Annotated in this window: 13 protein-coding genes; 4 read left to right on the forward strand and 9 right to left on the reverse strand. The window is 65.1% G+C overall.

Going from position 1 to position 13670, the window contains the following annotated elements:
* Genes QN141_10725 through QN141_10750 form a run of 6 tightly spaced genes read right to left on the reverse strand, consistent with a single transcriptional unit; the run spans position 1 to position 5720 of the window.
* Positions 1 to 1494, reverse strand: coding sequence for an NADH-quinone oxidoreductase subunit M (locus QN141_10725; GenBank protein ID MDR7558950.1), 1494 nt, complete (start codon positions 1492 to 1494; stop codon positions 1 to 3).
* A complete protein-coding gene (gene nuoL, locus QN141_10730; GenBank protein ID MDR7558951.1) occupies positions 1494 to 3431 on the reverse strand; it encodes an NADH-quinone oxidoreductase subunit L in 1938 nt (645 codons plus the stop codon). Before nuoL ends, QN141_10725 begins: the two co-directional genes overlap by 1 nt.
* Before the next feature lie 2 nt (positions 3432 to 3433).
* Positions 3434 to 3745 carry an NADH-quinone oxidoreductase subunit NuoK gene (gene nuoK / locus QN141_10735; GenBank protein MDR7558952.1) on the reverse strand — a complete coding sequence of 104 codons (312 nt, stop codon included), beginning with the start codon at positions 3743 to 3745 and terminating at the stop codon, positions 3434 to 3436.
* A complete protein-coding gene (locus QN141_10740) occupies positions 3742 to 4233 on the reverse strand; it encodes an NADH-quinone oxidoreductase subunit J (GenBank protein MDR7558953.1) in 492 nt (163 codons plus the stop codon). Before QN141_10740 ends, nuoK begins: the two co-directional genes overlap by 4 nt.
* Positions 4233 to 5399, reverse strand: a complete 1167-nt coding sequence (locus tag QN141_10745; GenBank protein MDR7558954.1) for a complex I subunit 1 family protein — start codon at positions 5397 to 5399, stop codon at positions 4233 to 4235. Before QN141_10745 ends, QN141_10740 begins: the two co-directional genes overlap by 1 nt.
* Before the next feature lie 3 nt (positions 5400 to 5402).
* On the reverse strand, positions 5403 to 5720 hold the full coding sequence (locus QN141_10750; GenBank protein MDR7558955.1) for an NADH-quinone oxidoreductase subunit A: 318 nt from the start codon (positions 5718 to 5720) through the stop codon (positions 5403 to 5405).
* A gap of 167 nt (positions 5721 to 5887) precedes the next feature.
* Here QN141_10750 and QN141_10755 point away from each other — a divergent pair, with 167 nt between their 5' ends.
* From QN141_10755 to QN141_10770, 4 genes are all read left to right on the forward strand, one after another.
* A complete protein-coding gene (locus QN141_10755; GenBank protein MDR7558956.1) occupies positions 5888 to 6436 on the forward strand; it encodes a Uma2 family endonuclease in 549 nt (182 codons plus the stop codon).
* Positions 6437 to 6643: 207 nt separating this feature from the next.
* A complete protein-coding gene (locus tag QN141_10760) occupies positions 6644 to 6811 on the forward strand; it encodes a hypothetical protein (protein MDR7558957.1) in 168 nt (55 codons plus the stop codon).
* Positions 6808 to 7077, forward strand: coding sequence for a hypothetical protein (locus QN141_10765; GenBank protein MDR7558958.1), 270 nt, complete (start codon positions 6808 to 6810; stop codon positions 7075 to 7077). The genes QN141_10760 and QN141_10765 overlap by 4 nt, the downstream gene beginning before the upstream one ends.
* A 219-nt stretch (positions 7078 to 7296) precedes the next feature.
* On the forward strand, positions 7297 to 7581 hold the full coding sequence (locus QN141_10770) for a hypothetical protein (GenBank protein MDR7558959.1): 285 nt from the start codon (positions 7297 to 7299) through the stop codon (positions 7579 to 7581).
* Between the two features lie 992 nt (positions 7582 to 8573).
* Here QN141_10770 and QN141_10775 read toward each other — a convergent pair.
* From QN141_10775 to QN141_10785, 3 genes are all read right to left on the reverse strand, one after another.
* Positions 8574 to 9836 carry an RHS repeat-associated core domain-containing protein gene (locus QN141_10775; GenBank protein MDR7558960.1) on the reverse strand — a complete coding sequence of 421 codons (1263 nt, stop codon included), beginning with the start codon at positions 9834 to 9836 and terminating at the stop codon, positions 8574 to 8576.
* A 316-nt stretch (positions 9837 to 10152) separates the two neighbouring features.
* Entirely contained in the window at positions 10153 to 10800 is a 648-nt protein-coding gene (locus QN141_10780) for a hypothetical protein (GenBank protein MDR7558961.1), read from the reverse strand.
* Positions 10801 to 10843: 43 nt separating this feature from the next.
* The coding region (locus QN141_10785) for an RHS repeat-associated core domain-containing protein (protein ID MDR7558962.1) at positions 10844 to 13670 on the reverse strand (2827 nt) is incomplete at its 5' end.

Genomic DNA, 13670 nt, shown 5'->3' on the forward strand with positions numbered 1-13670 from the left:
CTAGGGCACCGCCCCGACGAGGACGGCCATCGCGGCGTTGATCACGTCCAGCAGGGGCCGGGGGTAGATGCCGAAGATCAGCATCAGCGCGGCCAGGGGCACCAGGGCCACTTTCTCCCGCCCGTCCATGTCGGGCAGGTGCGCCCAGCGCTCGTTGAACGGTCCCAGGAAGATGCGCTGGATCGTCCACAGGAACATCGCCGCGCTGAACACCACCCCGGTCACGGCGACGGCGGTGAGGTAGGGGAAGACGCCGAAGGAGCCGACGAAGATCAGGAACTCGGCGACGAACCCCATCAGCCCGGGCAGGCCGAGGGAGGCCAGCATCGCCATCGTGGTGATCCCCGTGTAGACCGGCAGCCGGGCGCCCAGCCCGCCGAACTCGTCCACCCCGCGGGTGTGGGCGCGGTAGTCGTAGAGCACGCCGACGATGAGGAACAGCGCCCCGGTGATGATGCCGTGGGCCACCATCTCAAAGACCGCCCCGTTGAGGGCCGTGGTCGCGGCCTGCGCCTTGGTCGGGTCGCCGACGGCCGCGGCGGCGGCGGCCGTCCCCAGCATGACATAGCCCATGTGGTTCACCGAGCTGTAGGCGACGAGTTTCTTCAGATCGGTCTGGGCCATGGCCACCAGCGCGCCGTAGACGATCCCCAGCAGCGCCAGTACCGCCACCGGAACGGCGTACTGCTTGAAGGCCTCCGGCAGCATGGGCAGGCTGACCCGCACGAAGCCGTAGGTTCCCATCTTCAGCAGGATGCCGGCCAGGATCACCGACCCGGCGGTGGGCGCCTCGACGTGCGCGTCGGGCAGCCAGGTGTGGAAGGGCCACATCGGCACCTTGATGGCGAAGCTGAGGAAGAATCCCCAGAAGGCCAGCGCCGCCAGCAGGGGCGAGCGGGCCAAAGGCTGCTGCCGGATCAGTTCCAGCATCCCGAAGGTGCGCGGGTCGCTGTTGAAGTACAGGAGCAAAATGGCCAGCAGCATGGCCAGCGAGCCGACCAGCGTGTAGAGGAAGAACTTGATCGCCGCGTACTCCTTGCGCGGTCCGCCCCAGATCGCGATCAGGAAGTACATCGGGACCAGCGTGATCTCCCAGAAGATGTAGAAGAGGAAGAAGTCCAGGGCGACAAAGACGCCGTTCATCCCCGTCTCCAGGAGGAGGAACAGGAACAGGTACTCCTTCAACCGGTGGTCGATGCGCCAGGAGTACACGATGGAGAGCAGGCTGAGCAGCGTGGTCAGCACCAGCAGCGGCAGGCTCAGCCCGTCCACCCCGAGGTGGTAGTACACGTTGATCGCCGGGATCCACTGGTAGAGCTCCTGGAACTGCATCCCGCCGCCGACCTGGTAGCCGGCGATGAGGACCAGGCTGAGCACGAAGGAGGCCGCCGCGGCCAGCAGGGCCACGATCTTCATCAGGGCGTGGTTGGTCTTCGGCAGGAGCAGGATGAGCAGCCCCCCGGCCAGCGGGATGAAGGTGATGAGGCTCAGCATCAGCGCAGAATCCCTCCAATCACGAGGACGATCACCCCGAGGGCGATGACCAGCAGGTAGTTCTGCGGGCGGCCGGTCTGGACATAGCGCAGCACGGCGCCCAGGCGCCCGGTGATCCAGCCCACCAGGTTGACCAGCCCGTCCACGACGTAGAGGTCGAACAACCGGTACAGGCGGGCGAACCAGACGAAGACGATGCCCACGGCGTTGACCGCGCCGTCGATCACGTAGAGGTCGAAGACCCTCAGCCGGCGGGCGATCCAGATCACGGGACGGACCACGGTCCACTGGTAGAACTCGTCCCAGTAGTACTTGCGCACGAGGAGCACGTACAGCGGCCGGCCGATCCGCCGCAGGGTGGTCGAGGGCACCCACCGCCAGTGGTAGACGACCGCCGCGACCAGAAGGCCGGCCAGGGCCGCGGCCGTGGAGAGGCCGGCCACGGCGGGATCGAAGGCCGCCCCGCTCTCCACACCGTGGCCGCCTCCTTCAAAGCGGACAAAGTGGCCGAAGGCGTGACCCAGGAACGGCGCGCCGACCAGCCCGATCCCCGCGGCGAAGACGGCCAGGATGACCAGGGGGACCGTCATCACGGCGGGCGACTCGTGGGGATGGGCATGGTGGCTGCGCAGCGTCCCCCCGAAGGTGTAGAACAGCATCCGGCCGACGTAGAACGCCGTGAGGAACGCCGTGACCTCGCCCAGGACGAACAGCGCCCGGTTGTTGTGGAAGGCCTCCAGCAGAATCTCGTCCTTGCTCCAGAACCCGGACAGCGGCGGCACCCCGGCCAGGGCCAGCCCGCCGATCAGCATCGTCCAGTAGGTGGTGGGCATGACCCGGGCCAGCCCGCCCATCTCCTTCATGTCGTTGGTGTGCATGGCGTGGATGACCGAACCGGCGGCCAGGAACAGCAGGGCTTTGAAGAAGGCGTGAGTCATGAGGTGGAAGACGCCGGCCGTGTAGCCCAGCACGCCCAGACCCAGCATCATGTAGCCCAGCTGGCTGATGGTGGAGTAGGCCAGGACCCGCTTGATGTCGTCCTGCACGATGCCGATGGTCGCCGCCATGAAGGCGGTGAGCCCGCCCACCCAGGCCACCACGGTGAGCGCGGCGTGGTCGGGACTGCCGAAGAACAGCAGGTAACTGCGCGCCACCAGGTAGACCCCGGCGGCGACCATGGTCGCGGCGTGGATAAGCGCGGACACGGGCGTGGGCCCCTCCATCGCATCGGGGAGCCAGACGTGCAGGGGCAGCTGGGCCGACTTGCCCACCGCCCCGCCGAAGATCAGCAGCGCGGCCAGGATGAGCAGCGACCCGCTCAGCTGTCCCGCCTCCACCGCCTCGAAGATGCCGTCGAACTGCAGCGTGCCCACCGTGAAGAAGAGGAGCAGGATCCCGATGAACATGAAGGTGTCGCCGACGCGCGTCGTGACGAAGGCCTTCAGCGAGGCGCGCGCCGCGGCCGGCCGCTCGAACCAGAACCCGATCAGCAGGTAACTGCACAGCCCCACGCCCTCCCACCCGATGTACAGCAGGAGGAGGTTGTCGGCCAGGACCAGGGTCAGCATCGAGGCGGCGAAGAGCGAGAGGTAGGCGAAGAAGCGCGGGTAGCGCGGGTCGCCGTGCATGTACCCGACGGAGTAGACGAAGATCAACGAGCCGACCACCGTGACCACAAGCAGCATCACCGCGGTCAGCGGGTCGATCTGGTAGCCGACCTCCAGGGCCCGGTCGCCCAGCACGGCCCAGACCAGACCGGCCCGGTAGGAGGCCCCGCCCAGGACCTGGGCCAGGACGCCGAGGGAGAGGACGGCGTCGATCACCAGGGCTCCGATGGCGACATACGCTCCCTGCCCCGGCAGGGCCCGGCCGAAGAAGACGATCAGCCAGAAGGCCAGGAAGGGGAGCAGCGGGATGAGCCAGGCGTAGGCCAGCATGCTCACCACTTCATGAGGTTGATCTCATCGACGTGCACCGTCTCCAGGCTGCGGTAGGCGGCCATGACCAGGGCCAGCCCCACCGCCGCCTCGCAGGCCGCCAGGGTGATCACCACCAGGGCGAAGATGTGCCCGTTCACGGCGGCCGGGGCCACGTAGCGGTTGAAGGCCACCAGGTTGATGTTGGCGGCGTTCAGCATCAGCTCGATGCCCATGAGGATGGCCACGGCGTTGCGCCGCGTCAGAACGCCGTAGAGGCCCAGGCAGAAGAGCAGCGTGCTCACGACCAGGTAGTGGGTGAGACCGACGGTCATTCCTCTCGCCTCGCGATCACGATCGCCCCGATCAGCGACAGCAGCAGCACCAGGCTGGTGACCTCGAAGACCAGGACGTAACCGGACAGGAAGGCGCCGCCGATGGCCGCGGCGTTGTAGGCCGGCGGCTGCCCGCCGGTGACCGGCCAGGGGGTCCGGAAGAGCACCACCAGGATGAGGAAGGCCAGCCAGAGGGCGGCCGTGGCGCCGAGGGGCACCTGCTCGTTGATCTGCCGCACCCCGGTGCCGGAGCCGCCTTCGGTGAGCATGATCACAAAGAGGATGAGGACCGTGATCGCGCCGGCGTAGATCAACACCTGGATCCCGGCCACGAACTCGGCCTGGAGCAGAATGTAGAAGCCGGTCACCCCGAGGAAGGTGGGCACCAGGGACAGCGCGCTGCGGACGATGTTCCGGCTGGTGACCACGATCACCGCGGGGATCAGGATCACCAGCGAGAGGACGATGAAGGCGGCCAGTTCGCCCATCAGCGGGCCACCGTCAGCAGCAGCCCCGTGAGCAGGATGTTCAGCAGGCCCACCGGCAGCAACACCTTCCAGGACAGATTCAACAGCTGGTCCAGCCTCAGGCGGGGATAGGTCCAGCGCATCCACATCAGGAAGAAGACCAGGGCAAACAGTTTCACGAAGAACCAGACGATCGAGGGGAGCACCGGCGACCGGCCCAGCTCGATCCCGAGCACCATCAGCCCGCTGACAACGGCGGCAAGCACGGCCAGGGCCAGGATCGGGCGTACCAGCAGCGCCCGGCGCAGCGCGGAGAAGCGGATGAAGGCGGCCAGGGCCAGGGCGCCGACGCCGAGCAGGGCCCACACCCACTGCGGCAGGTTGGGTTCCAGCCAGCCGCCCAGGAAGAGGATCGCGGCCATCGCCGACATGGCGTACATCTCGGCGTACTCGCCCAGCTGGAAGAGGGCAAAGCGCATCCCGGTGTACTCGGCGAAGTAGCCGGCGACCAGCTCCGACTCCGCCTCCGGCAGGTCGAAGGGCACGCGGTTCACCTCGGCCGTGGCCGCGGCCAGGAAGAGCAGCGCGGCGACAAACCCCAGGGGCGGCACCTTGAAGAGGAACCAGCCGCCCCGCTGGGCCTCCACGATGCCCACGGTGGAGAGCGTCCCGGCGAGCATCGCCGCCCAGAGCAGCCCCAGGGCCAGGGGGATCTCGTAGCTGATCATCTGGGAGGCCGAACGCAGCCCGCCCAGCAACGCGTACTTGTTGTTGCTGCTCCAGCCCGCGATGAGGATGCCGATCACGGTAAGCGAAGCCATGGCCGCGAAGTAGACGACGCCGATGTTGATGTCGCGCACCACCAGCACGCGGCCGAACCCCGTCCCGAAGGGGATGACCACCCAGTCCAGCAGCCCGGCCACGGCCACGATGAGCGGGGCGGTGTTGAAAATCATCACATCCGCCCGGCGCGGGGTGATGTGCTCCTTCTGCAGGAGCTTGATCGTGTCCGCCACGGTCTGCAGCAACCCCCACCGGCCGACGTGCAGGGGGCCGTAGCGGACCTGGATCCAGCCGCTGATCTTGCGCTCCAGGTAGACGCCATACATGGCGCCGACGACGGCCAGAAAGGTGAAGATGACAATCGCCAGGAGCGCGGCCTTGACGATCTCAAGGAATACGGCCACCGCTCACACCCACTCCAGCGCGCCCTTGCGCCAGGCGTAGGCCAGCCCCACGAGGAGGATGCCGAGGAAGAGGACCATCTCGTAGAAGGCGAAGGCGCCCAGCTGCCGGAAGACGATGGCCCACGGGTACAGGTAGATCACCTCGACGTCGAAGACGACGAAGACCAGGGCGAACAGGTAGTACCGGACGTTGAACTGCGCCCAGGCCTGCCCAAAGGGGACGACCCCCGATTCATAGGTGAGCTGCTTCTGCGGAAGGCTCAGGCGCGGGGCCAGCAGCCAGACCACGATGAGCGGGACCACGGCCAGGATGACGCCCATGACCGCGAACACACCCACGTAGAGCCAGTCCAGGACCACCTTGGGCATTGCCTGAAGCGACCTCCGCAGGCAAAAACGCCAATCTGCCCAATTCGCAGGGCACCCGGAGGACTCCTTGCAGGCGGCTCCTCTCCGCCAGCGCGATATGCTACAGTCGTAGACAGACCATGAGCGTGCGCGCCAAGCTGTGGACCAGAGAGGAGTATGACCGGCTGATTGCCGTGGGGGCCCTGCGCCCGGAGGCCCGCGTCCAGCTCATCCAGGGAGAGATTGTCGAGATGACGCCCCAGAGCGCCGCCCACGCCACAGCCCTACGCCGCGTGCAGAAGGTCCTGGACGCAGTGTTCAGCGCGGGCTACGACGTCCGCGCTCAGCTCCCGCTGGCCCTGGGGGAGCTCTCCGAGCCGGAACCCGACATCGCCGTCGTGCCGGGATCGCTGGAGGACTACCGCGCCCACCATCCGACGACGGCCGCCCTGGTGGTAGAGGTCGCCGACACCACGCTGCAATTCGACCGCACACGCAAGCAGGAGATCTACGCCGCCGCCCGGATTCCCGAGTACTGGATCGTCGATTTGGTGGACGCCGTCCTCGAAGTCTACCGCGATCCCCAGGGCGCCTCCTACCGGACCGCGATGCGCCTGACCCCCGGCCAGCAGATCACTCCCCTGGCGGCGCCCCAGGCGTCGGTGGACATCGACGCCCTGTTCCCCTGACCCACCTGCTTCCCCCACCGGTTGAAGGCGTCCCAGCGGAAGCCCTGGCCCGCTGAGCGGCTGAGGAGGTTTTCGGTAGCCGCCCAGTCAGACGGTTCAGATGTGATAGGCGCCAGCTCCCCGCGCTGTCGGTCTGGGTGAGGTGGTTGCCGTGGGTGTCATAGGCGAGGACCGAAGTACGAATACAGCCGCCGTCCGGCCAACGGGGTGAGCCGCGCAGGTGTCGGACGTGTCGTCGCGGCCGCGGCGCTGGTGGCGGCCCTGGCCCTGGCGCTGCAGGCCCGGCCACTGTCCCCGCCGACGACGGCTGAAGCCAGGGACTGGTACTTCCAGTCGCACGCCCGGCTGTCGGAGATTCATCGGAAGAGACGTTGACGCTGCACCGGCTGGGCTTGGTCGATCGCCTGGGCACGAGTGTGCTGACGATCAATGGCCTGGAGTCCGTTCTGGCCCTGGTCGAGAAGCGGGTGGGAGAGGTGGATCGCTGGACCACCAGCGATCAGAAACACCGTTGGCTGGCGACCGCGCTGCTGGCGATCGAGCCGCGCCTGCGTCGGCTGCGCGGCTACCAGGCGTTGCCGTCGCTGCGAACGGCCCTGAAGCAGGAACTCACGAAGGCAACAGGAGGGATGGTGGCATAATGAGCGCTGGGAGTTGCTCCCGAATTTTCAACGAGAATCGGGACACCCTCGCCGGGAGGGCGCTCGCTGCATTGTCGCAACCTTGCCGGATCAGGGTGGGCTGGGCATCATCCTCCAGCTCACCCGGGGAGAGCATGCTGCGGAGGGAGGCCCGAACACACGGGTAGTAGAGAAGATCGCTGATGGAGTATGGGCTGCCTCGGATGCCTGGGATTCATCGTGCTAAGTCTCCTCGGGCTGCTCGTCCTCGGCCCGGTTGGCTTCCTCATCGTCGCGTTCGGGTACGTCATCTGGTACTTAGCCTCGACGCGGGGCGAGATTCGCCGGCTGCGCGACGAGAGGATGCAGGAGGCATCACAGGGCAAGGAAACGCGATCGGTGCTCGGCCCTCCCACTCTCGGCGATCAGGCTGACGAGCTAGCTCTGGCGGCGCGCAAGAAGCTGCGCGAAGACGCCTCGGCCATGTGGGCGAAGGCGAAAGGGTGGTGGGCGAAGAGGCGATGAGCGCGCTCCTGCTCTTTCGACATGCACTGCATGAATCTGTGCCGATCCCCGGGATCATAGGACCTGACCGGAGCCTATCAGCGGCAGCATATGAGTAGCGGATCAAAGAAGAGCGAGAATGATGGTGCCAGTGGGATAGTGCGGCAAGCCGAGCGCCTTCATTAGAACTTCACCGACGAGACGCCTCGCGGGACTCGAACAGCTCGCCAGCAGACGGTGATCTGCTGCTTCGTCTGGTCAAAGCCTTCGTTGCGCGACCTCAAGACTATGATGAATGACCATGGGCCAATCCCTGGGATGGCCCTCATTGCGCAAATCACGGTGACTGGTGCGCAAAGACGCAAATTGGGAGGTTTTGAGAATGTCCATCATATTCGTCGGAGGAAGGCGTGCAAGATTACCTCCACCACAAACATAACCTCCAGGCCTCCTCGATGGCCTCCTATCTCCACGTGATGAAACTTTCAGCAGGACCATTACCACGGTCTTCGAGGAAAGGCCATCGCTCTGAGGATTAGAAAACGCCTGAGCATGGCCGACTGTACGGGAGCTTGATGTCGAACTCGGCCATCTGCCAGGCGCTTCCTAATAGCCTTCCTCTCCAGCTCAACGGGCAGTGCCACCTAAGTGAGGTCATGTTCCTACTTTCTCTGCCTTCGCGCTGCCCTCTCCTTAAAGAACTGGTCCCACCCGAAGAGTCCTAATCCGTAGATGACAGCCAATACGAAACAAAGGAGCGTGAATCTCAGTATGAGATCGGGGTCGGCACGCACAACGTAACGCATGATAAATGCGAACCATAGGGGAGCAAACAATATCATGCCCACGATGTATTGACGAAGTCCCCAGCCCCTTTTTCGACCTGCCCAACTGACGACCTTCACCATAAGCCACATTGGGAGTACTGCGATGATTATCCATATGACTGCTACCAGAATCACAGGAGGCAAATCAACTCCTCTCTTCGGATTCTCAATGAATCAATGAGACTCTCAACGACGGCCCCTATAGTAGGGTAACGAAATGCCCCCCCATCCAAGCGTTCGCGCGATGATGGTTGCGGCTGCATACGCACCTTCTTCAAAGAACTTGAAGTTAGTGAGCGAACGGGCGGGAATACCCGCCCCACCTACGATTATGCTGGCGCCGCTCCAGGCTAGGGAGAAATTCCGTTGCGTCGACGAGATCTGACCCTGACGGTATTGGGCTTCCGTGAAGAGCATGCTCGCTGCGGTGAAGACCATAGATGCACCCCCGAGAGCAACAGCAACGTCGGGTCTTCCGAACGCGAGTGCCCCAACGGCCAATGTTCCGGTGATTCCAGCAATCCATGCTGTGACCCTTGCTCCTGTCTCCGGGGTGGCGGACCGTTCAAGCTCATCGAGTATTGCCTTCACATAATCAGCGATCTTCACCACTCCGTCCTTCGCTGCCGCCAGTAGACCTTTGACAATCTCCTGCCGCCGTTGGTTCAGAGCAGCAAGATCTGGAGTCGTACCCGCAGGATCAACGTAAAGGAGCGGATTGTTGGCGACATAGGCATAGAAATTCAAGGATTGAGGTTCGAACGGCTTGTCCGTCATTGGATCTTCGCTCAGCCATCGTCCCAGGGAAGGTGCGTAGAACCGCGCCCCCATGTGGTAGAGCCCCGTCGCCTGATCCAGCTCGGCGCCAGTGAACCGATAGTTGCCTCCATTCCACGTCCCACTGGACGAACGCAGGTTTCCCCAGGCGTCGTAGAACAGGCTCGCCAACGGCGCCCCGGCACTGTCGGTAAGGGCCGTCAGCCCGCCCAGCCCGTCATGGGCGAAGTACCGGCGGGTCCCGTTGGCCTCGCGGCGGGAGAGCAGGTTCCCGAAGATGTCCCGGTCCAGCCGCGCCTTCAGCGCCCCCGCCCCGGTCGTCTCCCAGATCGGGCGGATCCCGTCGTAGTAGTAGACCGTCACCCCATCCGGCCCGCTGCGGCGGACCTTCAGGCCGTCCCCGTTGTAGCGGTAGCTCACCGTCCCGCCTGACCCGCTGGCCTGCGTCAGGCGGTTGAAGGCGTCCCAGCGGAAGCTCTGGCCCGCCGAGGTGCTGCTCAGGTTCCCGTTGGCGTCGTAGCTGTAGCTCACCCCTCCGGCCTGGATCAGCCGGTTGTTCCCGTCGTAGCTGTAAAGCGTCGTCCCGCCGGGCGCCGTCTGGCTCGTGCGGTTCCCCACCGTGTCAATGATGCCCGAACCTTGACCCACCCCGATGCTTGAATTCTGACCCACCCCGTCGGCCTGCGTGATCCGGTTCCCGTTCGCATCATAGGTGTAGGTGAAGGACTGGAAGACGGCGCCGTTCGGACGCCGGTGGGTGATCGAGGCCAGCCAGTGGTTCGCCAGGTAGGTGTAGTCGGTGCGGGTGCCGTTGGGCTGAACGCTGTCCGAAGGCCTGGGAGTCGTAGTACGGAGAACCCCCGTTCATCTCTCATGCGCTCGCGCAATCAACTCGTCTATCCGGTGAAAAGAGCAAGATGGGAGAGACGGCTGGGATCAAGCGGTAACCACTCGGAGCACCCCGCGCCGAGGGGACTGTCACTAGCAGCTATTCGCGTACTCCCACCATCACCCGAGCCGTCAATGTATCGATTACGTGCTTGGCGCCCATCTGCTTGGCGCGTTCGCCCTCATCCAACTGGTCAGTAATGAAGTAATCACATTCCCCGCCCAGGCCCTCAAGGACTATCCCACCGGCTTCTCTCACGGCCGCGGCACCGGCAATGCGGGTCATCTCCGGAACTGTCGAGCCAAAAACGAACGTCTGGCCTTTCACAGGAAGTCTCCATATATCACGCCGAGTCCGTTTGAGCGCCTCCTGCTCCTCCCGGGTCAACAGCTCGTCCCCGCCCCCCAGCCAAAGTTCCGCAACCCGGATCGCCTTTGTCTGCCACGTGTCGACGTACCGAGGGACCATATCCACAAGCACCTCCCGCGCAAGACGGCCCAGACCCTCTACGTCGAGCTCGATGAAGAACTGGTCGGGCATGATAATGCGGGGTTCCGAAACGTAGTCAACTCCCTCACCTTCGCGGGTGAACAGCGAATTGAACTTCTCGGCGATTTCCTGGCTAAGACCTTCCAGAGCCTGTTCGACCTCCGGCGAGATGGCCCCCTTCATGCGGCCGCGGATACGCAACCAGTCGTCAGTACCTTGCACAACTCCCAGCAGAGGCCTCGTCAGGAACACCCTCATCGTTGCTATTCCTCTTTGTGGTGCGCCTCACCGACCCGCTGCGTCACGGATTCGCGGGTGCCGGGGCCCGAATCAGGTTTGGGTTCGACCAGGCAACGGCTAGCAGAGCCAATACGGCTGCAGCAAAGACTGGGTCCCAGCCATTCTGGTTGGCGAGGATTTCTGCGGCGTTGTACTTTGACACCAGTTCATAACCAATAATCCCCTCGGACCCTCTGGTACCTAGACTATAGAGCCTGAGATCGAAGAGCCAGTTGAAGCTTACCGCTTCACCTCTCGGCTGCCAAGTCGTTCCCGGTTTTCCACCCACGGACTCTGCATATCTCCTCACCTGCCTGGAAGCATCCTCTAGTTTCCCTGCATCGAAGAGGTGAGACACTGGCTTTAGCTCGTAAACCTCCCTCACTCCGCCAATTGTCATCATCATGTCAAGGCGGCCGGTCGAAACTCGATACTCTGTTTGGACGTCTGTGCCCCCGTACCTCGGCGCAACCACGTTCCTGAAATGCCTCTCCACCGCCCCGTGGACGAAGATCCCTAGGATTGCTTCGAGTGGGTACGGGCGTAGGCCGGTCGGGTCAACCAGACCGGTTGGAGAGTTCCAAGCGTAGGCGTAGGCATTGAGCGCGGCGGGATTGAAACTATCGTTCTGGATTGGATCCTCGCTCAACCACCGGCCGATTGCGCTGTCGTAGAACCGCGCCCCCATGTGGTAGAGGCCGGTCGCCGGGTCCAGTTCCGCTCCCGTAAACCGGTAGTTGCCTCCGGTCCACGTCCCGCTCGAGGACCGCTGGTTCCCCCAGGCGTCGTAGACCAGGCTCGCCAGCGGCGCCCCGGCACTGTCGGTGATGGCCGTCAGCCCGCCCAGCCCGTCATGGGCGAAGTACCGGCGGGTCCCGTTGGCCTCGCGGCGGGAGAGCAGGTTCCCGAAGATGTCCCGGTCCAGCCGCGCCTTCAGCGCCCCCGCCCCATCGGTCTCCCAGATCGGCCGGATCCCGTCATAGTAGTAGACCGTCACCCCATCCGGCCCGCTGCGGCGCACCTTCAGGCCGTCCCCGTTGTAGCTGTAGCTCACCGTCCCGCCCGACCCGCTGGCCTGCGTCAGGCGGTTGAAGGCGTCCCAGCGGAAACTCTGGCCCGCCGAGGTGCTGAGGAGGTTCCCGTTGGCGTCGTAGCTGTAGCTCACCCCTCCGGCCTGGAGCAGCCGGTTGTTCGCGTCGTAGCTGTAAAGCGTCGTCCCGCCGGGCGCCGTCTGGCTCGTGCGGTTCCCCACCGCGTCATAGGCCCAGGCCCAGCTCCCGTAGGTCCCCGGATAGACCGCCCCGGTGAGGCGGTTCAGAGCGTCATAGGTGAAGGTCGTCGTCCCGGTCCCGTCGGCCTGGGTGAGGCGGTTCCCGTTCGCATCATAGGTGTAGCTGAAGGACTGGAAGACGGCGCCGTTCGGACGCCGGTGGGTGATCGAGGCCAGCCAGTGGTTCGCCAGGTAGGTGTAGTCTGTGCGCGTGCCGTTGGGCTGGATGAGCGCCGTCCGGTTCCCCGCCCCGTCGTAGGCCACCTGCCAGGTGAGCGTCCCCACCGCCATCTGCGTGAGCCGGTTGGCCGCGTCATAGCCGTAGGTCATCGTCGACGTCCCGTCCGGGTAGGTCAGGCGGGTGCGGTTGCCGGCCCGGTCGTAGGCGACCTGGACGCTGCGGCCGTCCGGATAGGTCGTCCGGGTGAGCCGGTCCAGGCTGTCGTAGGCGAAGGTCGTCGTCCCCCCGGCGTCGGTGAGCTTCGTGCGGTTGCCGTTGGCGTCATAGAGGTAGGAGACGGTCAGCCCGCCCGCGCTCACCTGGGTCAGGCGGTGGGCCTGATCGTAGGAGTACGTGTGCGTCGTCCCCTTGCGGTCCCGCATCGAGACGCGGTTCCCGGCGGCGTCATAGGTGTACGCGGTGCTCTGGCCCAGGGCGTCGGTGACCTGCGTGAGCCGGTTCGCCGCATCGTAGGTGAAGGTCGTGGCGGCGGTGCGCGCGTTAGTGACCCGGGTCAGATTCCCCACCGCGTCGTACTCGTAGCGGGTGACCCCGTTCAAGGGGTCGGTGATCGCAATCAGCCGGTCCCGGGCATCGTAGGCAAAGGTCGTGGCCTGGTTCCTGGCATCGTACGTCCGGGTGCGGTTGCCGTTGGCGTCGTACTCGTGGCGGATCACGTGGCCCAGCGGATCGGTGACGCTGGTGGGTAGCCGGCTGGCGTTGTAGGCTGTGGTCCACGTTCCGCCGTTGCCGTCGGTCATCGTGACCTGGTCATCCGCCGCGTTGTAGCCGAAGGTCGTCGCCCCACCCGCCGGCGGCGTCACCGTCTGCACCTGCCGCCGCGCCGTGTAGGCGCAGGTCGTGGTGTTCCCGCGCGGGTCGACCACCGACGCGACCCCGCCCCAGGCGGTGTACGTGTACTGGGTCAGCGCCTCCTCCGCCGTCCCCACGGCCCGGCGGACGCCGGTCAGGTTGTGCTGGGCATTGTACGTGTAGTCCGTCCGGATCCCCCGGGGATTGGTCACGCTCAAGAGGTTATCGTTTGCATCCCAGCTGAGGGTCGTCGTCAGGTTGAGGGATCCTGCGGCCCGCACGATCTGCAGGGGTTTGTTGCGGTCGTTGTAGACCACCGTCGTCCGCCGGCCCAGGGAGTCGGTCGCCGCCGTCACGTTGTGCCGGGCATCGTAGGCGTACTGGGTGACGTGCCCCAGCGGGTTCGTCACCTTGACCACGTCGCCCCCGCTGATCTCATAGGTTGTGGCCTGGCCCCGGGCGTCGGTCACCACCGTCCGGACCACCGGGTAGGGCGCCGTGGTGGCGTGGGTGTAGGCATAGGTGGTCGTCTCGCCGTTGGGCCCC

This window comes from Armatimonadota bacterium (assembly GCA_031459765.1).
In the GTDB taxonomy this organism is placed as follows: domain Bacteria; phylum Sysuimicrobiota; class Sysuimicrobiia; order Sysuimicrobiales; family Kaftiobacteriaceae; genus Kaftiobacterium; species Kaftiobacterium secundum.